Annotated in this window: 22 protein-coding genes; 6 read left to right on the top strand and 16 right to left on the bottom strand. The window is 54.4% G+C overall.

Annotation, left to right across the window (positions count from 1 at the left end; genetic code table 11):
• Positions 1-5 precede the first annotated feature (5 nt).
• The 5 genes from FOY96_RS11640 to FOY96_RS11620 form a co-directional block, all read right to left on the bottom strand.
• Positions 6-1,493, bottom strand: a complete 1,488-nt coding sequence (locus FOY96_RS11640) for a carboxypeptidase M32 (RefSeq protein WP_143347104.1) — start codon at positions 1,491-1,493, stop codon at positions 6-8.
• Positions 1,494-1,594: 101 nt separating this feature from the next.
• Positions 1,595-1,924, bottom strand: coding sequence for a DUF1493 family protein (locus tag FOY96_RS11635; protein ID WP_087822471.1), 330 nt, complete (start codon positions 1,922-1,924; stop codon positions 1,595-1,597).
• Positions 1,924-2,373 carry an STM2901 family protein gene (locus FOY96_RS11630; RefSeq protein ID WP_143347103.1) on the bottom strand — a complete coding sequence of 150 codons (450 nt, stop codon included), beginning with the start codon at positions 2,371-2,373 and terminating at the stop codon, positions 1,924-1,926. Before FOY96_RS11630 ends, FOY96_RS11635 begins: the two co-directional genes overlap by 1 nt.
• A gap of 13 nt (positions 2,374-2,386) precedes the next feature.
• Positions 2,387-2,869 (bottom strand): Hcp family type VI secretion system effector, encoded by a 483-nt coding sequence (locus tag FOY96_RS11625; RefSeq protein ID WP_047742055.1) that lies wholly within the window; start codon positions 2,867-2,869, stop codon positions 2,387-2,389.
• A gap of 173 nt (positions 2,870-3,042) precedes the next feature.
• The gene (locus tag FOY96_RS11620) at positions 3,043-4,296 is read right to left on the bottom strand and encodes an MFS transporter (RefSeq protein ID WP_094935337.1); all 1,254 of its coding nucleotides are present in this window, start codon (positions 4,294-4,296) and stop codon (positions 3,043-3,045) included.
• A gap of 121 nt (positions 4,297-4,417) precedes the next feature.
• Here FOY96_RS11620 and FOY96_RS11615 point away from each other — a divergent pair, with 121 nt between their 5' ends.
• From FOY96_RS11615 to bioD, 3 genes are all read left to right on the top strand, one after another.
• Positions 4,418-5,350, top strand: coding sequence for a LysR family transcriptional regulator (locus tag FOY96_RS11615; protein WP_143347102.1), 933 nt, complete (start codon positions 4,418-4,420; stop codon positions 5,348-5,350).
• A gap of 94 nt (positions 5,351-5,444) precedes the next feature.
• Complete coding sequence (mlc, locus tag FOY96_RS11610; protein WP_023311510.1) at positions 5,445-6,665, top strand: sugar metabolism global transcriptional regulator Mlc; 1,221 nt, start codon at positions 5,445-5,447, stop codon at positions 6,663-6,665.
• 130 nt (positions 6,666-6,795) lie between these two features.
• Positions 6,796-7,491, top strand: coding sequence for a dethiobiotin synthase (gene bioD / locus FOY96_RS11605; RefSeq protein WP_023311511.1), 696 nt, complete (start codon positions 6,796-6,798; stop codon positions 7,489-7,491).
• Here bioD and clcB read toward each other — a convergent pair.
• The 7 genes from clcB to FOY96_RS11570 all read right to left on the bottom strand — a co-directional run bounded on the left by clcB (position 7,426) and on the right by FOY96_RS11570 (position 14,062).
• Positions 7,426-8,736, bottom strand: a complete 1,311-nt coding sequence (gene clcB, locus FOY96_RS11600; RefSeq protein WP_143347101.1) for a voltage-gated ClC-type chloride channel ClcB — start codon at positions 8,734-8,736, stop codon at positions 7,426-7,428. The genes bioD and clcB overlap by 66 nt on opposite strands.
• Before the next feature lie 101 nt (positions 8,737-8,837).
• Positions 8,838-9,986: an osmoprotectant ABC transporter ATP-binding protein OsmV gene (gene osmV / locus FOY96_RS11595; RefSeq protein WP_143347100.1), complete on the bottom strand. Its 1,149-nt coding sequence runs from the start codon at positions 9,984-9,986 to the stop codon at positions 8,838-8,840.
• Entirely contained in the window at positions 9,986-10,633 is a 648-nt protein-coding gene (osmW, locus tag FOY96_RS11590) for an osmoprotectant ABC transporter permease OsmW (protein ID WP_143347099.1), read from the bottom strand. The genes osmV and osmW overlap by 1 nt, the downstream gene beginning before the upstream one ends.
• Positions 10,634-10,641: 8 nt before the next feature.
• Entirely contained in the window at positions 10,642-11,541 is a 900-nt protein-coding gene (osmX, locus tag FOY96_RS11585) for an osmoprotectant ABC transporter substrate-binding protein OsmX (RefSeq protein ID WP_143347098.1), read from the bottom strand.
• An 18-nt stretch (positions 11,542-11,559) separates the two neighbouring features.
• On the bottom strand, positions 11,560-12,270 hold the full coding sequence (gene osmY, locus FOY96_RS11580) for an osmoprotectant ABC transporter permease OsmY (protein ID WP_045356906.1): 711 nt from the start codon (positions 12,268-12,270) through the stop codon (positions 11,560-11,562).
• A 276-nt stretch (positions 12,271-12,546) separates the two neighbouring features.
• On the bottom strand, positions 12,547-13,284 hold the full coding sequence (locus FOY96_RS11575) for a YoaK family protein (protein ID WP_143347097.1): 738 nt from the start codon (positions 13,282-13,284) through the stop codon (positions 12,547-12,549).
• Positions 13,285-13,438: 154 nt separating this feature from the next.
• Positions 13,439-14,062 (bottom strand): glutathione S-transferase family protein, encoded by a 624-nt coding sequence (locus FOY96_RS11570; RefSeq protein ID WP_143347096.1) that lies wholly within the window; start codon positions 14,060-14,062, stop codon positions 13,439-13,441.
• Between the two features lie 352 nt (positions 14,063-14,414).
• Here FOY96_RS11570 and FOY96_RS11565 point away from each other — a divergent pair, with 352 nt between their 5' ends.
• Together FOY96_RS11565 and FOY96_RS11560 are read left to right on the top strand one after the other, a co-directional pair.
• A complete protein-coding gene (locus tag FOY96_RS11565; RefSeq protein WP_094935335.1) occupies positions 14,415-15,044 on the top strand; it encodes a helix-turn-helix transcriptional regulator in 630 nt (209 codons plus the stop codon).
• A 14-nt stretch (positions 15,045-15,058) separates the two neighbouring features.
• Positions 15,059-15,676, top strand: coding sequence for a helix-turn-helix transcriptional regulator (locus FOY96_RS11560; RefSeq protein ID WP_143347095.1), 618 nt, complete (start codon positions 15,059-15,061; stop codon positions 15,674-15,676).
• An 89-nt stretch (positions 15,677-15,765) separates the two neighbouring features.
• Here FOY96_RS11560 and FOY96_RS11555 read toward each other — a convergent pair whose 3' ends face one another.
• The 4 genes from FOY96_RS11555 to FOY96_RS11540 form a co-directional block, all read right to left on the bottom strand.
• The gene (locus FOY96_RS11555; protein ID WP_255741387.1) at positions 15,766-15,954 is read right to left on the bottom strand and encodes a helix-turn-helix domain-containing protein; all 189 of its coding nucleotides are present in this window, start codon (positions 15,952-15,954) and stop codon (positions 15,766-15,768) included.
• 704 nt (positions 15,955-16,658) lie between these two features.
• On the bottom strand, positions 16,659-18,548 hold the full coding sequence (locus FOY96_RS11550; protein WP_172620513.1) for an autotransporter outer membrane beta-barrel domain-containing protein: 1,890 nt from the start codon (positions 18,546-18,548) through the stop codon (positions 16,659-16,661).
• A 1,641-nt stretch (positions 18,549-20,189) separates the two neighbouring features.
• Positions 20,190-20,507: a YebG family protein gene (locus FOY96_RS11545; protein ID WP_143347093.1), complete on the bottom strand. Its 318-nt coding sequence runs from the start codon at positions 20,505-20,507 to the stop codon at positions 20,190-20,192.
• 70 nt (positions 20,508-20,577) lie between these two features.
• Positions 20,578-20,931, bottom strand: coding sequence for a helix-turn-helix domain-containing protein (locus tag FOY96_RS11540; RefSeq protein WP_143347092.1), 354 nt, complete (start codon positions 20,929-20,931; stop codon positions 20,578-20,580).
• A 336-nt stretch (positions 20,932-21,267) separates the two neighbouring features.
• Between FOY96_RS11540 and oqxA the strand changes: the two genes are divergently transcribed.
• Positions 21,268-22,443 (top strand): multidrug efflux RND transporter periplasmic adaptor subunit OqxA, encoded by a 1,176-nt coding sequence (gene oqxA / locus FOY96_RS11535; RefSeq protein ID WP_143347091.1) that lies wholly within the window; start codon positions 21,268-21,270, stop codon positions 22,441-22,443.
• Positions 22,444-22,449 lie beyond the last annotated feature (6 nt).

Here is a 22,449-nt window from a genome sequence, read left to right as displayed (position 1 = left end):
AGGGATTAAAGATAACGGGAGGTCAGATGTTCGCGGAAGTAACGGATATTCAGATCTTCGCCCGTCGCCAGGGTGATTAATTGCGACGTGCTGAAACGGCTGCCGTGCTGCCAGATGTTCTGACGCAGCCACTCAAAGAGTGCGGAAAAATCGCCTTCAGCGATGGAGGTCTGCAGACCCGGCAGTGCGGTTCGGGCGGCATGGAACAGCTGCGCGGCGTACATAGCGCCAAGGGTGTATGACGGGAAGTAACCAAAACCGCCGTCGGTCCAGTGGATGTCCTGCATACAGCCGTTGCGGTAGTTGTCTTTGGTGGATAATCCGAGCCAGGCCTGCATTTTCTCGTCCCACAGGGCGGGAATATCGTCCACCTCGATCTCGCCGTTGATCAGCGCACGCTCAATCTCATAGCGCAGCACCACGTGTGCCGGGTAGCTCACTTCGTCCGCATCGACGCGGATGTAGCCAGGCTTCACGCGCTGGTTCCAGGCAATAAAGTTCTCTTCGCTGAACGCCGCCTGGCTACCAAAGCGGGCGTGTACCGCAGGGAGAAGATGCCTGAGGAAGGCTTCACTACGCCCCAGCTGCATTTCAAAGAACAGGCTCTGTGACTCATGGATCGCGGTTGAGCGCGCCAGGGCAACCGGCTGTCCTGCCCACGCGCGCGGCAGGTTTTGTTCGTAGCGGGCGTGTCCGGTTTCGTGGATCACGCCAAACAGCGCGCTGAGCAGCTCATCTTCGTCATAGCGCGTGGTGATGCGCACGTCTTCCGGGACGCCGCCGCAGAACGGGTGCGCGCTCACGTCCAGGCGACCGCCGTTAAAATCGAAGCCGAGCATCTTCATGGCTTCAAGGCCCAGCTCACGCTGTGTTGCCGTCGGGAAGGGGCCTTGCGGCGGAATAAACGACCGTTGAGCCTGCTTTTCCACCACGTTTGCCAGCAGGTCCGGGAGCCAGGACTTCATATCGCCGAACAGAACGTCCAGACGCGCGCTGGTCATGTCGGGTTCAAAAATGTCCAGCAGCGCGTCGTACGGCGTACAGCCTTTGGCTTCGGCCCGCAGGCGAGCCTCTTCGCGGCTGAGTTTGACCACCTCTTTCAGGTTGGCGGAAAAACCCTGCCAGTCGTTAGCGGGGCGCTGAGTACGCCAGGCGTGTTCACACTTGCTGCCCGCCAGGGATTTGGCTTCCACCAGCGATTCCGGCAGCAGAGTGGCCTGCTGGTAGTGGCGCGTCATTTCGCGCAGGTTGGCCTGTTCGACATCATTCAGATCTTCACCTGCCGCCGCCGCTAACAGGTCGCCGACTTTTTTATCGGTCAGGATCTGATGTTGCAGGACGCTCATCTCCGCGAGTGCTTCACCGCGCGCGGCGCTGCCGCCCGGCGGCATCATCGTGAACATATCCCAGCTGGCGATGGAGGAGAGGTGGGAGAAGCGGGAGAGACGCTGGAAGGTGCGGGTGAGTGCCTGATAAGCCGATGATTTTTCCATTCTTGTTCTTCCTTATCGTTTTGGGAGTATTGAGGGAGTGTATCGCGAATTATGGAGGATTAGTGCACTTTTGATGCAAGGGGCGCGAAGCCCCTTATTAGTCAGTCGTAGAGCCACTTTCCTGCTTTTGCCGACTCTGCAAACATTCTTACGGTCAACGGTATGCGGGTTGCCTCAATTTCTTCCCGCTTTAACCTGAACCAGCGCTTTAACAAGGGCGTATTCTGCCAGGGAAAATAGCGAGACCAATCCACACCAGACAAATCGACGTTGAACTCTTTCTCGTATCGGGTTAATGCATCGTGTAGGTCATCGCCCGGTGAATCGAATAAATCAGAATCCAGTTCCAGGGGAACTTCTTTCCAGTCGTTATCCAGATAACCAGGAATTTCATCCCGAAACATAAATAACACGTCGTCTACGATGCTCATTAGAAAGATGTCCACGCTATGCGGTCTTTTGGTCGTGCAATCAAATTGTATTTCTCTCGTGTACGCGTTGAAACTCGATGAAGAGTCAGTGCAAGTGAGGCCCATCCAAGCCAGGGGATATAGCGACCAATTACCGCTGCGAGTTTGTTAGTTGGCTGCATCCTGACTCCCACGGGAGTGGGAATTTTAATCCCGAAAGGAAGACGAGCGTCCCGTAAAATTATTCGCGCGTACATAGAAACAACGCTTGTCCCCAGGGTAGCGCCTTCGGGTTTTGCCCGAGTACTTAGCCACGGTTGTCCGCCTAAAATAGCCGCGCCTGAAACGGCATCTATCCCCAACTCCATACAGAACTCCTCAAGAAAAATGATCTCAAGTAACTCGCCCGAAGTGACGTTTGAATGACCTCTGTAGAAGTAGGTTCCGTTAATCTCTTCCGTTGTATCCATACCAGTACCCCAGTTACGCTGTCGCCCGTTCATTCCATGCGTCAGAGAAAATGATATTGCCGTCGTTATGTTTCCACGTAATTTTCTCATAGCGCAATTCAACCGTTTCGAGGTGGTTGTTATTATTGTCGCCCGGCGCAGCCATTGCAGGTGATACTGAAACAATCCGCACGCCTTCCAGAAGAATATTGAAATACTCCGCTTCAAGACCTGCGTCATTAATCTTGTAGAATTTAAGTTCGGCTTTTTGCAGAGCCTGACCTGTCGCGACCGCTTTGTAGAGATAGGGTGATGAGTAATCAAATTCCTTTACGATCATCATTGGGGAGTGGATGCGTTTACCCGTAGGTTTACCCGTCAGGTTATCGGTTGGCGTCGAAAGATTGTGGTGAAATCCTTTGAACTCAATGCTGTATTCCCTGTGCTGCACATCACAACCGCCTTTGATAAGCGCACCACCGTCATCGAACAACCACATATTGCCTGGAATGGCCATTTTAAAATCCCTCTTTTCATACGATGAAGTCGATGAGCTTACAGAGAGAGGGAAGAGAGCTGAATGCACAAAATGGTTATAAAGAATTCGTTTTACTTAATACTGAATTAAGTTTAGCTAACATGAGAAACGCGCCCCCGTACATTAGCTGATATGCGGGGGATAGCGTTTGTTTATTTCAAACGCTGATGCAGGCTTCTCCCCACCAGCAGCGCCGCGCACAGCATCAGCGCGATAAACCCGCCCACGCCGTTCCAGCCGTAGTTATGCCAGAACACGCCGCCGAGGGTCCCGGCGATACTGGAGCCCAGGTAATAGCTGAACAGATACAGCGATGATGCCTGGCCTTTGGCGCGACGCGCGCGCGGGCCAATCCAGCTGCTGGCGACCGAGTGGGCGGCGAAGAACCCGGCGGAGAAGAGCAGCATCCCGGCAAAGATGAACCACAGCGAGGATAATAGCGTCAGCAGCAGGCCGAGTAACATCACGCCCGTGAATACCAGCAGTACCGGCCCGCGTCCATAGCGTGCGGTCATCGCCCCGGCTTTCGGCGAGCTCCACGTGCCGGTGAGATAGGCCACAGAAAGCAAACCGACAACGGCCTGATTCAGATGCCACGGCGAGAGCATCAGGCGGTAGCCAATATAGTTAAACAGCGTGACGAAGGCGCCCATCAGCAGGAATCCCATCAGAAACAGTCGCGGCAAACCTTTGTCGCGCCAGTGCAGGCGGAAGTTGATAAACAGCGTTTTCGGGCGCAGCGATGTCGGGCGGAAATGACGCGATTCCGGCAGAATTTTCCAGAACATCAGCGCTGATGCCAGCGCAAAACACCCGATGACCGCCAGCGCAATACGCCAGTTAAAGAAATCCGTAAAGACCCCGCTCAGCAGGCGGCCGCTCATTCCGCCAATCGAGTTCCCGCTGATGTAAAGCCCCATGGAGAAAGCAACAAAGCTCGGGTGAATCTCCTCGCTGAGGTAGGTCATCCCGACCGCCGCCACGCCGCTGAGCGAGAGCCCAATCAGCGCGCGCATCACCAGAATACCGTGCCAGCTGGTCATCATGGTCGAGAGTAACGTACAGACCGACGCCAGCATCAGCGCGGTTACCATCACCGGTTTACGGCCAATGGCGTCGGACAGCGGTCCGGTAAAGAGCAGGCCAATCGCCAGCATGCCGGTAGAAACAGAGAGCGAAACGCTGCTGCTGGCAGGCGATACGCCAAACTCATGAGAGAGAACGGGCAGGATCGGCTGAACGCAATAGAGCAGGGCGAAGGTCGCCAGACCGGCGGAAAAGAGCGCCAGCGTGACGCGCATAAATTGGGGGGTACCACGTTTAATGAACTGGACCGGCTGCGGTGCTGCGGGTAAATCATCGATATCTCTTGCCGGATCGATATCAATAGTCGTTGTACGGCTCACACTGTTTCCTTGCTTAAACATCCCCGTGATTTCTGGTGACGGGTATGACCACCTGTTCAGGGTAGGAAAGTGTAAATATTCTGTCTAATATATTAATAATCTCAAATGATACTTTAAAAATATGAATATCGAGCTGCGTCATCTTCGCTACTTTGTCGCCGTCGCCGAGGAGCTGCATTTTGGCCGCGCGGCGGCACGCCTGAATATCTCTCAGCCACCGTTAAGCCAGCAGATTCAAATCCTGGAGCAGCAGGTCGGGGCGCGCCTTCTGGCCCGCACCAACCGCAGCGTGAGTCTGACGGCGGCGGGTAAGCAGTTCCTGATCGACAGCCGACAAATTCTGAGCATGGTCGATGACGCCGCCGCCCGTGCAGAACGGCTCTATCTCGGGGAAGCCGGAGAGCTGCGAATCGGGTTTACCTCGTCCGCACCGTTCATCAGCGCCGTCTCGGAGACCCTTTCGTCATTCCGTCGCCACTTTCCGGATGTTCACATTCAGACGCGCGAAATCAACACCCGCGAGCAGATTGCGCCGCTGAATGAGGGTTCGCTGGATCTGGGGCTGATGCGTAACACCCAGCTGCCGGACACGCTGGCGTGGGAGGTGATCCTGCGCGAGCCGCTGATGGGTATGATCCCGCACGATCACCCGCTGGCGTCGCGTCCGTCGGTTTCGCTGGCAGAGCTGGCAAAAGAGCCGTTTGTCTTTTTTGACCCGCAGGTCGGGACGGGCCTGTATGACGATATCCTTGGGCTGATGCGCCGCTACGATCTTGCCCCGGTCATCACCCAGGAAGTAGGGGAAGCGATGACCATCATCGGCCTGGTCGCGGCCGGTCTGGGCGTGTCTATTCTTCCGGCCTCCTTTAAGCGGGTGCAACTGCGCGAAATGCGCTGGGTGACCATCGCCGAAGAGGATGCCGTTTCCGAAATGTGGCTGGTGTGGTCAAAACACCGTGAACAGAGCCATGCCGCACAGCGCTTCAAACAGCAGCTAATGAGCGCCTCTGCCGGGCGGCATTTTCACGTAAAAGAGGGTAAAAATGTGCGGTAAATCACATGGCTAAGTAAATATTTGACGACGGCCATGCAAGTGCTTCACCATAGCAAACAGTTTATTTCGAAGCTCGAAAATAAGGGAGTACGAGGTGGTTGCTGATAGTCAGCCAGGGCATATCGATCAGATTAAGCAGACCAACGCTGGCGCGGTGTATCGCCTGATTGATCAGCTTGGTCCGGTTTCGCGTATCGATCTTTCGCGCCTGGCACAACTGGCACCTGCCAGTATCACCAAGATTGTCCGCGAGATGCTGGAAGCGCACCTGGTTCAGGAGACGGAAATTCAGGAGCCGGGCAGCCGCGGTCGTCCGGCAGTCGGGCTGGTGGTTGAAACGGAAGCGTGGCACTACCTGTCACTGCGCATCAGCCGGGGGGAGATCTTCCTTGCGCTGCGCGACCTGAGCAGCAAGCTGGTGGTGGAAGACCGGCTTGAACTGCCGCTCAATGCGGAGGAACCGCTCCTCGACGCGATTGTCTCGCATATCGATCACTTCTTTATCCGCCATCAGCAGCGGCTGGAACGCTTAACGGCGATTGCCATCACCATGCCGGGCATTATTGATACCGAAAACGGGATTGTTCACCGCATGCCGTTTTACGACGATGTCAAAGAGATGCCGCTGGGCGAGGTGCTGAAAAACCATACCGGCGTGCCGGTCTATATTCAGCATGACATTAGCGCCTGGACGATGGCGGAGGCGCTGTTTGGCGCGTCGCGCGGCGCGCGGGATGTGATTCAGGTGGTCATCGACCATAACGTCGGGGCGGGCGTGATTACCGACGGACGTCTTCTCCACGCCGGGAGCAGTAGCCTGGTGGAAATCGGTCATACCCAGGTCGACCCGTACGGCAAGCGCTGCTACTGCGGAAACCACGGCTGTCTGGAGACCATTGCCAGCGTGGAAAGCGTGCTGGAGCTTGCGCAGGTCCGGCTCAGCCAGTCCATGAGCTCCTCGCTGCACGGCCAACCCCTGACGGTGGATTCCCTTTGCGCCGCCGCGCGCCAGGGCGATCTGCTGGCGAAGGACATTATTACCGGCGTGGGGAATAACGTTGGCCGCATACTGGCCATTATGGTGAACCTCTTCAATCCGCAAAAAATCCTTATTGGCTCACCGCTGAGCCAGGCGGCGGAGATCCTCTTCCCGGCGATTTCGGCCTGCATCCATCAGCAGTCGCTTCCCGCCTACAGCAAAAATATTGCGGTAGAAAGCACCCAGTTTTCCAACCAGGGAACCATGGCCGGCGCGGCGCTGGTCAAAGATGCCATGTATAACGGCTCGCTGTTGATCCGCCTGCTGCAGGGTTAACTCTTTTCCGCAGATGTAAGAAAAATTGCGCTATCTCAAGCCGGGTAGCGCACGCATCCCGTAGACTTCCTCCACTGAATTATTTACCTGGTTTATATTTTCGAAGCATACCCAAGAGGTGGAGTGAGTCATGCTTAAGCGTTTCTTTGTTACTGGTACAGATACCTCTGTCGGCAAGACCGTCGTATCCCGCGCATTGCTGCAGGCGCTGGCAGCAAGCGGTAAACGCGTGGCAGGGTACAAACCGGTCGCAAAAGGCAGTAAAGAGACGCCAGAGGGATTGCGTAATAAAGACGCCCTGGTGCTGCAAAGCGTCTCGTCACTGGAACTGCCTTATCACGCGGTCAATCCCATTGCGTTAAGCGAAGAGGAGAGCAGCGTAGCGCACAGCGGCCTGATTAATTATCCCCTGTTGTCCGACGGCCTGGCGAACCTGAGCGAAAAGGTGGACCACGTGGTCGTGGAAGGGACGGGCGGCTGGCGCAGCCTGATGAATGATTTGCGCCCGCTGTCTGAATGGGTCGTACAGGAACAGCTTCCGGTGGTAATGGTGGTGGGTATCCAGGAAGGGTGCATCAACCACGCGCTGCTGACGGCGCAGGCGATCGCCAATGACGGCCTGCCGCTGATTGGCTGGGTAGCAAACCGCATCAACCCGGGCCTGGCGCACTACGCCGAGATCATCGACGTGCTGAGCAAAAAGCTGCCCGGGCCGCTGGTGGGTGAACTGCCTTATCTGCCCCGCGCCGAGCAGCGCGAGCTAGCGCAGTACATCGATCTCTCTGCCCTCGGTGGCGTGTTGACCGTAGACCGAGTCGTGGCGTAACGTCCGCGACAGCACGGACGCCACCACGCAGGCGACCAGCAAGCCGGGCAGTAAAAAATACTGCCCGGTCATTTCACAGACCATCAGCGCTGACATAATGGGCGCATGCGTGGTCGCGGCAAGTAGCGTTGCCATCCCCGCCAGACCCAGCAAAATCGCCATCTCAGAGCCCGGCAGCCACAGCGCGAAAAGCTGCGCGAACAGCATTCCTGTTGCCATACCGACAAACAGCGTGGGCGTAAACACCCCTCCGGGCGCGCCCGATCCGCTGCTCGCCAGTACCGCCAGCAGTTTACAAACAAACACCCCGGCAATGACCGACAGCAGCGGCGGGGCGAGCAGAAAAGCCTGAACCACGCTGTAGCCATTCCCCCACACCTTCGGCGTGAGAAGAGACAGCAGCCCGACGATCGCACCGCCCAGCGCTAATTGCCACGGCGGCGAAAGCTTGAGGCGCAGGAAAAGCCCGTGGCTGACATCCATCAGCCACATCAGCAGCGGTCCGCAGAGGCCCGCCACCAGCCCCATCGCGACGAGAAGAGCATAATCGGCCGCGGTAAGGAGGCCGCTCAGATGGACCGCGTAGAGCGTACCCGCGCCCGGAGCCAGGAGCTGAGTGGTGAGAAGCGCCACCACCGCCGCGATCACCACGGGGCCGAGCGAGGCCAGCATCAGCGTGCCAAACAGAATTTCCGCGATGAACAGGCTTCCGGCCAGGGGCGCGTGATAGGCGCTGGCCATCCCGGCGGCGGCACCACAGGCTATCCATAATTTCCATTCGGATTTGGGCGTAAAGCGCCGGGCGAAAAGGGAGGCGGCGAGGGCGGCAAGCAGGATCATCGCCCCTTCACGCCCGATGGCGCTTCCGCTGGCCACGACCAGCAGCGAGGCAAGGGATTTCACAAGGCTGGCGCCGTAGTCAAACTGGCCGTCTCCGGTCTCCAGCGCTTCCATGTAATCGGTGGGAGCATGAGGCCGCTGCGCGGTCAGACGCTGCCAACCCCAGAGCAGCAGTCCGGCGGCCAGCCCACCCAGTGCGGGCGTCAATGCGCGTCGCCAGGGCGAGAGCGACGCGGCCGCATTCACCAGGCTGCCGCTGTCGTTGCTGAGAAGCAGCCACTCCAGCAGGTACATGCTGTGGCGGAATACCGCAACGGCCAGCGCGGCCAGCACGCCGGTGACGGTGGCAATCAGCAGACGACGAAACATCGCGCGGATGTCGGGGTAGGTATGAAGACGTTGCATGGGTCGCGTTTTAACGGGGACGATACGATATTGTGGCGGGAAATCGCGGGGTTAGCAAAAGGTCTGCGTGCGAAAAGCCGGGCGATGCCCGGCCAGAAAGGTTAGCTGTCGCTATGAATATTCAGCGCCCGGCGCGTACGCCCGGAGCTCAGGTACTCGGCAATATAGTCCTGCGAAATCTCGCCGTTGTAGCGACCGTCCTCATCCACGATCGGCATCCAGCTGGTATTACTCTCATACAGACGTGAAAGCACCACGCGCAGGTTGTCTTCCGCCTTGCCGGTCATGCGGAACGGATGCAGGATGTCGGCGCAGGTACCGCTGGCGTTACGCGCTTCGCGACGCTTCACAAAGCCCTGCGGTTTGCCGTGCTCGTCAACCACCGTAACGGCCCGAATGTCGTTATCATCCATGGTCGCAAAGGCTTCGGGAAGCGGAGTAGAGCCCCGCACCGTAATGGTCGGCTGCTGGTCGGTGACGTCGCCCGCCGATACCAGCAGCAGACGCTTCAGGGTGCGGTCCTGACCGACAAACGAGCCGACAAACTCGTTCGCCGGTTTCGCCAGCAGTTCATCCGGGCTGGCGCACTGCACGATTTTCCCCTGACGGAACACCGCAATACGGTCGCCGAGCTTCAGGGCTTCGTCGATATCGTGGCTGACCAGCATGACGGTTTTTTTCAGCTTGCGCTGCATCTCCAGGAACTGGTTCTGGATCACCTCGCGGTTGATCGGGTCCACCGCGCCGAAGGGTTCATCCATCAGCAGTACCGGAGGATCCGCCGCCAGGGCGCGGATCACGCCGATACGCTGCTGCTGGCCGCCGGACATCTCGCGCGGGTAGCGGTTGAGGAACTTATGCGGATCCATCGCCACCATATCCATCAGCTCTTCGGCGCGGGTTTTGCAGCGCGCTTTATCCCAGCCCAGCATGCGCGGCACGACGGTGATGTTCTCTTCGATGGTCATGTTAGGGAACAGGCCAATCTGCTGGATAACGTAGCCAATGTTGCGGCGCAGGGTGACGGTGTCCATCCCGCTGGTGTCTTCACCGTTGATCAGGATTGTCCCGCTGCTTGGGGTAATGAGGCGGTTAATCATCTTCAGGGTGGTGGTCTTCCCGCAGCCGGAGGGGCCGAGCAGGACGCACATTTCCCCTTCGGGTACGGTCAGGTTAACGTTGTCGACGGCCTTAAAGGACTGGCTGTGCTTCTGTGAAAATTGTTTGGTGAGGTTTTCCAGTTTTATCATTATCGAATCCCCTTTGGAGTCAGAACAACCTGCAGACGGTGCAGCAGCCAGTCGAGCACAATTGCTAAAAGACAAATCATCAGCGCGCCCGCAATCAACATGCGAATATCGCTTCCGCCGATACCGTTGAGCAGCAGCAGGCCCAGCCCGCCCGCGCCGATCACGGCGGCAATCGCCATCACGCCGATATTCATCACCACTGCGGTGCGGATCCCGCCGAAAATCACCGGCAGCGCCATCGGGATTTCAACCCAGCGCAGCCGCTGCCAGAAGGTCATGCCGATGCCGCGCCCGGCTTCGCGCAGGCCCGGCGGCAGACTGTCGAGCGCCGTATGGGTGTTACGCACAATCGGCAGCAGCGAGTAGAGAAACACCGCCGTGATCGCGGGCAGGGCGCCAATACCCTGACCGATCAGCGAAAACAGCGGGATCATCAGGCCAAACAGGGCGATGGACGGAATGGTCAGCACGATGGTAGCAATCCCCAGTACCGGCGTTGCCAGCCACTTATGGCGGACAACCAGAATGCCCAGCGGTACGCCGATGATGATGGCTAAACCTACGGCCAGCGCCACCAGCCACAGGTGCTGAAGGGTGAGGGTTAAGAGGTAATCCCAGTTGTCCAGAATGTAGTGAATCGTCTCCATAGCGCCTCCTACAGCAGCTGTTTGCTACGCAGGAAATCGCGGGCGACCTGCTGCGGTGACTGATGGTCGATATCCACCTTCTTATTCAGCTCGGTGATAACGTCGTTGTTGAGCTGCGCCGAGAGGGTGTTGAGCGCCTCTTCCAGACCGGGGTTCGCCTCCAGCGTGTCCTTACGCACCACCGGCGTCACCGCGTAGCTCGGGAAGAAGCCTTTATCGTCTTCCAGCACCTTGAGGTCGAAGCCTTTCACGCGCCCGTCGGTGGTGTAAATCAGACCGGCGTCAACGAAGCCGTCGCGCACCGCGTTATAGACCAGACCGGGGTCCATCTGACGGATTTGCGGGCGGTCCAGTTCCATCTTGTAGGCCTCCTGCAGCGGCTTCATACCGTCGCTGCGCCCGGCAAATTCCAGGTCTAATCCCAGCAGCCAGTTTTTGTCCGGGTTGGTTTTACGGATCTGCTCAATCTTCGCCACCATCTCTGAGATGGTGTTGATGTGTTCCGCCTCGGCGCGCTTGCGCTGCATGGCGAAAGCGTAGGTGTTGTTCATGTCGGCGGGATTGAGCCAGACCAGACCGTGCTTCGCGTCCAGGCGTTTCACCGTCTCGTAAGACTCCTGCGGCGACATGCGCTGGTTGATATGGTTAAAGATAATCAAAGACGTGCCGGTGTACTCCCAGGTCATGTCAATCTGCTTGTTGATCATCGCGTTGCGGGAGATCACCGTGGCAATGTTGGTTTGCGGCTGGACCTGAAAACCTTTCTTTTGCAGGTACTGCACGGTCATCGCCGAGAGAATATGCTGCTCGGTAAAGCTCTTGGTCGCCAGAATCAGCGGGGCCGCCATCGCCTGGCTGGTGAACAGCGCCGCGGCACACAGCGCCGTCAGGCCGGAAAACAGTCTCATAAAAGCTCCTTGTTATTGTTATCGAGCGAGATGGGGACTCATCGCGCGACCCAGCGCCGCCAGCAGGGTATCGAGGATCAGGGCGAACAGGGCGGTGGCCGCCGCGCCGAGGATCAGGGTCGGGAAATCGTTCAGGTAGATACCGGGGAAAATCAGCTCGCCGTAGCTGCTGGCCCCAATCAGGAACGCCAGCGGCGCGGTACCGACGTTAATGGCGGTGGCGATGCGGATCCCCGAGAGCATGACCGGCCAGGCGGCTGGCAGCTCAACCTGACGCAGACGCTGCCATTTAGTCATCCCGATGCCGTTTGCCGCTTCCAGCAGCGACGGCGGTACCGAGCACAGCCCGGCGTAGGTATTGCGCACGATTGGCAGCAGCGAGGCGAGGAACAGGGCGATGATGGCGGGCGTATCGCCAATGCCAATCACCACCATCGCCAGCGCCAGTACGGCCAGCGGCGGGAGCGTGTTGCCGACGTTAAAAATTTGCATCACATATTCGGCGATACCCCGCGCGGCCGGGCGGCTCAGCAGAATACCGGCCGGAATACCGACCAGCAGGGCAAAAAACATCGATGAGAAAACCAGAATCATGTGCTGTTGCCCGAGATAAACCAGGTCAACCTGGCGCGCCCTTATCGTTTCCAGCCCGATGCCCCAGACGAGGAGGGCGAGGACCACGATAATGGCGCCGACAAACAGCAGCGAACGTTTGAGTAATGGGTGCATTGCGGTGTGTCTCCCTGTGCGCATGCGTTATAGCAACCACCGGTTGCCTGTTGTTATGCCATGTTTCGGCAGGGGTATTTCACCTATAGCAAGCGTTTGGGAAGGGTTCCAGCGAAGGGGTAAAATCAGTAACCCTATGAAAACAGTGACAACCTTGGGTTAAGCCTTATGGCATAAGGGCTGATTGAGGGTCAGGCAGAATAGTCCTAAAGCGAATTTTTAGATGTGACGGTGTCACATCTAAAGAGCTCATACGCCGGATATCGGTCATTAACTTCAGAGAGAGGCACGAACCCGTCGAACCCGCATCGAGACGGTGATAATTGAAACGATAGCGACCACGGCGAGCATCAACCCGAGCGCCAGCATGGCGTTAAACCCGATCCATCTGAACAGCAGCAGCCCCGCGATGCCGCCCGAAATAAACGAGAAAAGGGTGGTTAAGTGGTTTTTAAGCTGACTTTTTTGCGCCGCCGTATCTTTGGAGTAATCCCTGCGCAGCATCGCCACCAGTACGGAGGCCAGGGATATCCCCGCGTCCGTCAGCGTGCCGGTAATGTGCGTCGATCTCACCCGTCCGCCGGAAAGCTGCGTGGAGGTGGAGTTATGAATACCCATTAGTCCGCACAGAAAAAGAATAATCACGCGGTTGCTGGTGAGGGCGTGAAAATACATCTCATAGAAGGAGACGCCGGTCAGCAATATTCCCTCGACAAACAGGATCTGGCAAAAAATCAGCCTGACGTTATGGATAATGCCCCATATCACGATCGTGCGCGCAACAATGGCGCCTGCAACAAAAGAGAGAATAATCGAGCCGAAGAAAATGATATCGCTGAGATCGGTGGAGGAGACTTCGCTGGATAACTGTGAGGTGTTGCCGGTCATGTGTGAGGGGAAAAAACCAAATGCCCCGAGGGCGATGGCATTCAGCAAACCTGCCGAGGTCGCCAGCCAGAGAGCAAGCCGGCGATCCTCCTTATGCGTTCGTTCTTTCTTGAGTCTAATCAGCAAGAATACCTCCAGGTTGAGCTTTGCCTGAATAGTCAGGCTAGCAAAGCGGTGCAACGGGCTGTCCAGGATATGGCTTAATTATTATTCCCTCTGGCGACTTTCAGGGTTAAGTAATTAAATAAAATATCCTTGCTCAACATGGGGCGTGAATACTTCACATCATGCCGTTATTGCCGTGACGCAAAAACGCCGGGCGCTGGTTAAGACGTTGAAACCAGGCCTCGATCGCGGGCACGTCGGGCTTATCAAAGGGCGTCATTTTCCAGCGATTCACCGACAGCCCAAGCACGACATCCGCAAGGGTAAACGTCTCGCCCGCCGCAAAGGCCCCGGTGCGCTGCAGCTGGTTTTCCAGAATGGTGATGCAGTGGTTCCACTCTTTTATTCCCGCCGCAATACGTTCTGGATCGTTAAAGTCCGGGTTTTTACGCCCCAGCGCCGGGAAGACATAGCGCCAGGCGTTGTTAAATTCGGTTGCCTGCCAGTCCATCCAGCGCTCAACGTTGGCGCAGGCCTGCGGTTCTGCGGGCAGCAGATCGTGACGTCCGGCCTTGCGCGCCAGGTATCGGCAGATGGCGTTGGATTCCCACAGCACGAAGTCGTCATCGATCAGCACCGGCACCATGGCGTTGGGATTCAGCGCGCGGAAGGCATCCGTTTCCGTTGAGGCAAAACCGCTGCCGTAATCTTCCTGTTGATATTCGAGGCCTGCTTCTTCGCAGGTCCAGAGCACTTTACGAACGTTGATGGAGGTGGTTTTGCCGAGGATGGTGATCATTGCGCAGGTGTCCTTTAGAGGAATGAATTGTCTAAAAACAATACACCAGTTGCGCGGGGAAGGTTGGGGCAAAATTTGGTGGGATGTACAGTCTTACCCAATCGACCACTTCCGGCGATGCCGATCTTTTTGCCGTCGCTGACAGCTGCGCCGCGCTCATACCGCAGGAGTTGTCGATGGTACAAAGGCAGCAACCATCGCTTTCCTGCCAAAAAATATAAATCCCGCGCAGGGAATTCCAAAAAATGATTTCTGTGCAATTGACATCCTTTATTGGACACAAAACCGCTCCAATATTGCCGCATATTTATCTAATATCAATCTATATGGAATTATATTTATAAATGATACGATGTTACAACAAAAAATAACGGAAATTATACTTTATGAACCTCGGCCACTGTTTCGCAATGCGGCCAAAAACAGCATCCAGGCCGTCAATGGCTCTCTGTTAGAGATTGAACCAGATGCGCTATTAGAAGAGGTGCCTCCCTTTACTGACCAAGCGTCTTTATTCGCTGCAGGCCTTAGTGGTGCCGGTGAGGAAATATATTCGCTATTACGGTTAATTCACCATCTAATAATGCAGGGAAAAGAAATTATCGTATGGGTCGCAAAACGGGATGACCTGCTTATCAGACTGATGTACCAGCTTGGTGTACAGACGCTACTCTGCGAAAATTATTTGGAAGAAGAACTCGCTCAGCGCATGTTATCCAAAAATTTCAGTTCAGAATATTTGCCTTTACGCTCTCCGCAAATAAATAACATGAATAGAATAAATAGGCTCACACACTCTGAACTGAATATTCTTATCGACTGCGCCCGAGGTCTGAGTGCCTATGAGATCGCCAGTCTGCGCCATATGGGATATAAAACGGTCTTCACCCATAAACAAAACATCCGGTTGCGTCTGAGCCTGCAAAAGTCAGCCAGTTGGCTGGATCTGCTTAATCGTTTGGATCAGATCTATTCAGTCTGAACATCTGGAGAACTATGTTTACTTTTACTGTTTGTTCCCGTGTGGTTCATCCGACTCTACTGAACGGGTTTCTATCCAGCCTGAAGGCTTTTCGCGAACAAAATCCCGAATGGAATTATGAAGTTGTTCGGCATGATAATGCACATCTGACTTTACTTGATTTCACTGCATATGACACGCTTACTGATATCTCCGCCGCGGAGTACGAAAGTCTCTGCCGGCCAGGTGAAGGAACTGCTCTGGTTATGCTCTCTGCATGTCAGGAGAAGCTGGCGCATCAGCTCATGAGGTCATACCGATGTTCACTGCTTTGTGTGGATGAACGTCTGCTTGAACTGCGTGAGCTAATAAAACACAGTTTGAAAAAACAACGTTATATCAGTGCTCACTTCCTGCGACTGCAGGAGCAGGAGCAGGAGAATAATATAACCGACGGTATGATTTTTACCTATGCAGAAAAAAAAGTACTTATTGGCCTGAAAAGCGGTAAAACCGGGATTGAATTATCACGCGAAATGTTTCGAAGTCAGAAAACGATCAGTACCCATAAGCGAAAGATTATGTTTAAGCTGGGGGTCAAGAATGATCTGCAACTGCGCAAAGCGATACAAAAGCTCCAGCCGCCGCAATGATGCGGCGGCTGTTCTTACGTCAGGTAATTTATCCTCCGGTATTTTTTGTCAGATGTAACGGCCTAGTGTTAATTATCCGTTAAAAGCGTTTAATATTTCTCAGGCAATTTATTAATTTTTATCAGAATACCTCGATTGATCTCAATATAACCACCGATACGCAAATCGCCCAGTATTTTAATAACACGACTGCGTGAAAGTCGGGTTTTTTCGAGAATATAATCACTGACGTTGATATAAGCACTCAACGCCTCATCTTCATTCATCAGGGCAATCAAATTCAGTATTATCAACTAACTGCTGAGGCAGTATCGATAATTCCTGTTTTCCCGCCTTCCTGATCACAGAAAGGAAGAATGATGAGGTGGGGGGATTTGTGCACGTCGTTGTTAAGGTTTTTCACTACCGCCTCAATTAAATACGGTGCACTGAACGGGTTGCGCACGATTAATGAAACTTCTTTTTTTGCTGCTTTATCTAAAAACGGGTGCCGCGAAAATTGACAGTGTCGGAGGTATTATGAATGAGGGCAATTGCAACGCAGCCAGTTAATATAGGTAATGTGGCTTTCAATCCTGGCTACACAATAATTAATTGAAACAAACTCCGTAATATTATTATCTGGAGCTCCTTGCAGATCTTAAAAGATGATACTGAGGAAGTTAAAAAAGTCTCTTTTGTAAGTCCTTAAAAGGATTGTGTTCTGGTTGTTACATCAGACTAAATTTCTTTATTTGTCCGCTATTATCATAAAACCGTGTTTATGAACCAACCTGATGTATCTGCAGGCAGGGCTCTTTGGTTGCTGGATTGCGATGGGTTTCTGAGGTGAGGGCGGCAGGAGCGGGGGAGAAAGCTGGCTGAGCAGAAACGTGTTATCTTTTTGTGCATGCGGAAGCTTTGTAAAAGGACGTTATCTTTGCAGGCTTTTCGTAAAAAAACCGGGCATAACATCATGCCCGGTTTTCGTTCGTGTCATTTATTACCAGGTGTAGCCGACACCGGCATTCAGCATCCACGGTGACTCATAGTTATCCTGACCTTTGGCATAGTTCGCCCCGGCCCAGCCGCTCAGGTTTTTGCTGAGTTTCACATCCGCGCCCAGGCCAACGATGCCGCGTGAACCGTCGGTGCTGTCGTTGATTTTCTCGCCGTTGATGTCCATCGTGTTGCCGTTCTCGGTTTCACCCGCAACGGCCAGATGCACATACGGACGGACCTCGGTGCCATTGTTCAGCGCCATCGCCATACCGGCATTCACACCGCCTTCCAGACCCAGTGACGTGCTGCCGTCATCTTTCGTGTGCAGGCCATTTTTCAGCTTGTAGTCGACGCTGTTATAGCGTGCATATGAAATCTGGGCATAAGGTTCGATATACCAGGCATTAAACTGCTTGTGGTAGCCCGTTTTGAAAGCCCCGCCGAAGCCATTGTTGTTATAGTCGCCGGTAGTATGACCGCCGTCCAGAGACGTCACGCTGATGTCGTTTTTCAGGTGCGTACCCTTGATGCTGGCATCAAAGAACAGACCGTTGTTCAGACGCAGTGAGGTATACAGTGAGGCGCCGTAGCTGTCGACATCTGTACCTGCACTGCCGCCGTCATGCATGTTCACATCCGAATACCCGCGGGTGGCGGCAAAACCGAACAGCAGGTTGCCCGGGGCGATATCGACACGCTTGTCAGCACCTAACATAAAGCCGTTGTTGGTCTGATCGTAGGCAGTACTGGTCTGCTCCATCTGCTGACGGTGGTAGCCGCCGTAGTAGCTGCCCCAGGCGTTCACCGTGCCGTCGCTGCTGCCGGTGAGGCGCTCGTTATCCAGACGGCGGTTCAGCACATCCTGTTCGTCGCTCCAGATGCTCATCGCTGCCGCACGGGTATTCACTACAGCCTGCGCGGCGGTTGAGAGCGTGCGTGAATCCGGGTTCGGATTCGGGCCAGGGGCCGGGTCTGGCGTTGGTTCTGGCGTAATGTTATCGAGGATCACGCTGGTTGACCCGTCTGCGTTAGCCACGCTGCGTGATTCGTAACGGTAAACCCCGACATCGCTCTGCATGGAGTTGAAGGTCGCACCGGAACCGTCCGTCACCTGAACAATGGTGTTGCCGGTCATATCGCCCGCCGCACCGCTGGAGCTGGAGGTGACGCCGGCATTAAAGCTGCCGGTAGCCTTGTCGGCCGTGAGCACGAAGGCTGAACCGGTTTCCGCGTTATACGTGGAGTAAATGGTGGACGCCGTCGGGCTGGCCGCCGCCAGCAGCGTGGTCGGTGCGGTGTCGGAAAGACTTGCGGTGTGGATATTCCCGCCGTCCATCACGATGGTGCTGCCACCGGTCAGGCTGATGGCATCGATATCCGTGGCCGCGTTGTTGATCCAGGTTGAGCCGTTGCTGATATTCAGCGCCAGCGCGCCGGTTCCTGTTTTGCCGGCGCTGCCGGTCCAGGCTGAGCTGTCGATGTTCACCGACTGGTCAGCACCTGAAGAGGTGGTGATGGCGCCGGAAAGGGTAGAGCCCCTGAAATCAACAGTATCTACCGCGCTGGTGCCGGAAATCTGCAGCAGATTGGTTTTGCCGGTGACGGTGGAATCTTTCACGTTGACGGTAGCGCCAGTGGTATCTCCTTTAAGGACAATGGCGTTCTCACCTTCAATAGTTGACCCTGCACTCGAATTTAACGTGAAACCGCCGCCCAGTGAAATACCATTGCCGGTCGACGAACGTACGGTGGAGCCATCAACATTGATGATATTATTTTCATTGTTAGTATCTTCAGTGAGGATCCCATTATTAGCACCGTTTATTGTTGTGCCATTAGACAGCGTTACGGTGGTGTTTTTATCACCGGATGCCGTATAATAAATGCCCATATCATCACTATTTACAGTGGTGTTTGAAATATTGTAAATACTTCCGTCATTTTGCGTTAATCTGAAGCCAATCTTAGCAGAAATGGTTGAGTCCTTAATATCCATTACGCCGGAATAACCACCATTGGACTGGATGCCGCGATCGTCCGATTTAATCGTGCTGTTAGTTATATGGACAACACTACTCCCTTCGCTAATAAATACGGCCGCGTCGCCAGAAGCGCCACCATTAGCTTCTATCAAGGAATTAGAGATATCAATGTTACTGCCACTTTTCCCCGTGCTTTCCCAAACATAGATTCCGTTTTTCCCACCCTTGACTGTCGAGTTTTCAACCTTCAGATTTGCGTTAGCCTGACCATTAACATTATTACGGACGAATAAGCCGGTTTCCACGCCTTCAACATACGCGTTATCCGTGACGTTAACCTTAGCCCCTGTGGAGTTGGCTACATCTATACCAATTTTTCCACCAGAAATAGTGGTCCCTGCGCCGCTGACATTCAGTGTTGCGCCTTTCGTAGGATCTGTAAGATTAATGGTTACACTATCTTTATCAGGGGCATTACTTATTTTGCTACCGCCATTGATATTGGCAGTGACACCAGCAGTGTCTATCAGCACGCCATCAGTAACATTTTTACCAGTAACATCGGTATCGGCACTGATGGTTTGTGCAGATGCGCAGGAACCCCAGGAATAAAGGGCGCCTAAAATAACAATATTAATTGCCTTGATTTTTGGTTTAAAAGTATTTGGAGACTGCTGTTTTGCGTTTGCCATAATGCACCATAGATAATAATTTCGCCATAAAAATGGCACCGATATATTGCGGCGAGCAATATTAATTGCGGCCGACTAAAAAGTTGGCAAATTTTACTTACAATTAAAAAGAAACACTCAGAAAAAAAAGTCCACTTTAGTACTTTTTCCCCTAAAAGGTCAGATGATTGTTACAAGCGACTGATAGGGTTGTCGTTTTTTGACGTTATTACCCTGGGTTTATCCAGGTAACAGGATTGCACTTTAATGCGAAAATGATGTTAATATTTCTTTAATAAAACGAAAATAAAAAGAAAAATTCCGTTCAGAATAAACTGAACGGCATCTATTATTACGGGACGCATTACAGGTTCTATTATTAACCCGGAAAGGTGCGATAGAGCTGATTCGGCACCGAACGCGCTAAACGCCGGGCGACCTCATTAAGCATTTGAACTCACGGTACAAAGCGCACTGCAGCAGAAAAAATGTCTGCTTTGAACGAAAAGTTGACGTGTAAGCTGGCGTCCTGTCCTTTCGGGAGAAACGGGATACAGAGCGCGTCGTCATGGCCTGTGGTAGAAGAATTCCCGCCCTGACCGAGCGGGGGGATTCATATTCCGGTTTTGTCCTCACCTGCCATCCCCCATTAGCGTGTTACAGGGCTGAGACGAGGTTGCTGAAGAGGCAATTTTTGAATCACAGATCCTGATGATTTTCGCCTTCATTTCCTGGCGCACGCCATCTCCTTATTTATGTTCTGAATATGAAACAATGACATTGTTACCATCAACCAGCAGTGGATCCCGACAGACAGCAAAAAAGCCGTAAGCAGTTATCTGCTTACGGCGCCAGGATCGGTGATGGTTTTTCTGACAATCAGGCCGCTTTCACGGCCCTGATTTTTTTCGTGTCAGCCGCATCGGATTCTGTTTTACCCGCTGCAGCTGAAGCATTGAGATCGGGAAGCTTGCTGGTACGCAGAATATGCTGCACGGTATCTTTCTGCTCGGCGAGATACAGGCCAAGATTTTCAGCCTGCGTTTCATCCATTTGCATTCCGCTTTGCAACAGCCAGTCGGTGAACGCGTCTGCCATATCGAGCAGCTTGTCGTGAGCGTCAGCCTCTTTCTTACTGGCAAATGTCATTTTCTCTTCACCTTTTCTTACGACAACAAATTTTGTTTCAACAGCCATCGGGCACCTCGCTATACTGTATTTATATACAGTATAGCAGCTACCGATCGATGTTGCAGCAAAATATGCGTCACTGGCAAAGCAGCTGCGATTCCGGGCCACCCATACTCCGCCGCCACGCCCCGGGCGCCTGACCATACTGACGCTTAAAGCTGCGGTTGAAGGACTGCTGGGAATCGAAGCCCAGCGCGATCGCCACGTTCAGAATCGGCTCATCGCTGCGGGTTAAGCGCTCAACCGATTTTTGCAGCTTTTGTGCGCGAATATACCCGGCGAGGGGATAGCCCGTATGCTCTTTAAACAGGCGCTGGAGATGCCATTTTGAGTAGCCGGATCGCCTGGCAACGGACCCAATGTCCAGACGGCTATCAAGGTTGTTGTCGATCCAGTCGAGTAAATCATGCATAAATGCGCCAGTGTTCATCGGGTTACTCCCACGCTGCCTGTTAAAAAGTATCTTTGTCTGTTGCATTAAAAGGTGGCGCGTTTTTGTATTAATTGCAAGTTTTATTGTTGCATTTAAATCCCTGACCGTAACGGGTCTTTTCACATCCGCTCAAATAGCACATAAAGTGCAACAATTATTCTTGCACTTAGTTAAGCGCCTTCCTACAATCGCCGCGATAGTGTATTCGCAACTGTTACAGTTTTGTGGCGATGAACGACACAAATGGCCTTAAGACAGCCACCGGACAAAGGAAGTGGCGCAGTGCCTCCTGCTGCGTCTTGCCCGGCGGCGACAATTACCGGAATAAAAATAATGAGCCTGCAAAAAACCTGGGGTAACTTTCATCTGAACGCGCTGGGGGTCATGTTGCTCTCCATGCTGCTCGTCGGATGCGACAACAGCGTCGCGCAAAACGCCGCGCCGCCTGCGCCCGCCGTCAGCGCTGCTGACGTGGTGGTGAAATCCATTAGCCAGTGGGATAGCTTTAACGGCCGGATTGAAGCGGTGGAGAGCGTTCAGCTCCGTCCGCGCGTTTCCGGCTACATTGATAAAGTGAATTACACCGACGGCCAGGAAGTGAAGAAGGGCGAGGTGCTGTTCACGATTGATGACCGAACCTATCGCGCGGCGCTGGAACAGGCGCAGGCGAACCTGGCGAGAGCTAAAACGCAGGCCAGCCTGGCGCAAAGTGAGGCTAATCGTACCGATAAGCTGGTCAATACCAACGTTGTCTCCCGCGAAGAGTGGGAGCAGCGTCGTTCGGCCGCCACTCAGGCGCAGGCCGATATCCGTGCCGCGCAGGCGGCAGTTGACGCCGCGCAGCTCAACCTGGACTTCACCAAAGTCACCGCGCCTATCGACGGTCGCGCCAGCCGGGCGCTGATCACCAGCGGCAACCTGGTGACAGCGGGCGACACCGCCAGCGTTCTTACCACTCTGGTCTCGCAGAAGACGGTTTATGTCTACTTTGACGTGGACGAGTCGACCTACCTTCACTACCAGAATCTGGCCCGCAGCGGGCAGGGGGCGTCCAGCAATCACACGGCGCTTCCGGTTGAGATTGGCCTGACGGGCGAGGAGGGTTATCCCCATCAGGGCAAAGTGGACTTCCTTGATAATCAGCTGACGCCGAGTACCGGCACCATCCGCATGCGCGCGCTGCTGGATAACGCCCAGCGTCAGTTCACGCCGGGACTTTTTGCCCGCGTCCGCCTGCCGGGCAGCGCGGAGTTCAAAGCCACGCTTATCGACGACAAAGCGGTGCTGACCGATCAGGATCGTAAGTACGTTTATATCGTCGATAAAGAGGGGAAAGCGCAGCGCCGTGACATTACGCCGGGCCGTCTGGCAGACGGTTTACGCATCGTGCGGCAGGGGCTGAACCCTGGCGATAAAGTCATCGTCGAGGGTTTACAAAAAGTGTTTATGCCGGGGATGCCGGTTAACGCGAAAACCGTTGCCATGACCGCCACCAGCGCCCTCAACTGATCCCTT

The organism is Enterobacter asburiae, from assembly GCF_007035645.1.
Lineage (GTDB): Bacteria > Pseudomonadota > Gammaproteobacteria > Enterobacterales > Enterobacteriaceae > Enterobacter > Enterobacter asburiae_B.
Note: the sequence above shows the minus strand (reverse complement) of the source record. Positions and strands in the feature narration are given on the sequence as shown.

Bases quoted from the DNA above. Each gene is read 5' to 3' on its own strand.
- osmW (WP_143347099.1), bottom strand. From the start codon at position 10,633: ATGGAGACGATTCACTACATTCTGGACAACTGGGATTACCTCTTAACC.
- osmY (WP_045356906.1), bottom strand. From the start codon at position 12,270: ATGCACCCATTACTCAAACGTTCGCTGCTGTTTGTCGGCGCCATTATC.
- bioD (WP_023311511.1), top strand. From the start codon at position 6,796: ATGCTTAAGCGTTTCTTTGTTACTGGTACAGATACCTCTGTCGGCAAG.
- FOY96_RS11570 (WP_143347096.1), bottom strand. From the start codon at position 14,062: ATGATCACCATCCTCGGCAAAACCACCTCCATCAACGTTCGTAAAGTG.
- FOY96_RS11640 (WP_143347104.1), bottom strand. From the start codon at position 1,493: ATGGAAAAATCATCGGCTTATCAGGCACTCACCCGCACCTTCCAGCGT.
- osmV (WP_143347100.1), bottom strand. From the start codon at position 9,986: ATGATAAAACTGGAAAACCTCACCAAACAATTTTCACAGAAGCACAGC.
- FOY96_RS11615 (WP_143347102.1), top strand. From the start codon at position 4,418: ATGAATATCGAGCTGCGTCATCTTCGCTACTTTGTCGCCGTCGCCGAG.
- FOY96_RS11565 (WP_094935335.1), top strand. From the start codon at position 14,415: ATGTTACAACAAAAAATAACGGAAATTATACTTTATGAACCTCGGCCA.
- FOY96_RS11560 (WP_143347095.1), top strand. From the start codon at position 15,059: ATGTTTACTTTTACTGTTTGTTCCCGTGTGGTTCATCCGACTCTACTG.
- FOY96_RS11630 (WP_143347103.1), bottom strand. From the start codon at position 2,373: ATGGATACAACGGAAGAGATTAACGGAACCTACTTCTACAGAGGTCAT.
- osmX (WP_143347098.1), bottom strand. From the start codon at position 11,541: ATGAGACTGTTTTCCGGCCTGACGGCGCTGTGTGCCGCGGCGCTGTTC.
- FOY96_RS11635 (WP_087822471.1), bottom strand. From the start codon at position 1,924: ATGAGCATCGTAGACGACGTGTTATTTATGTTTCGGGATGAAATTCCT.
- FOY96_RS11625 (WP_047742055.1), bottom strand. From the start codon at position 2,869: ATGGCCATTCCAGGCAATATGTGGTTGTTCGATGACGGTGGTGCGCTT.
- FOY96_RS11540 (WP_143347092.1), bottom strand. From the start codon at position 20,931: ATGAACACTGGCGCATTTATGCATGATTTACTCGACTGGATCGACAAC.
- FOY96_RS11545 (WP_143347093.1), bottom strand. From the start codon at position 20,507: ATGGCTGTTGAAACAAAATTTGTTGTCGTAAGAAAAGGTGAAGAGAAA.
- clcB (WP_143347101.1), bottom strand. From the start codon at position 8,736: ATGCAACGTCTTCATACCTACCCCGACATCCGCGCGATGTTTCGTCGT.
- FOY96_RS11550 (WP_172620513.1), bottom strand. From the start codon at position 18,548: ATGGGCATTTATTATACGGCATCCGGTGATAAAAACACCACCGTAACG.
- oqxA (WP_143347091.1), top strand. From the start codon at position 21,268: ATGAGCCTGCAAAAAACCTGGGGTAACTTTCATCTGAACGCGCTGGGG.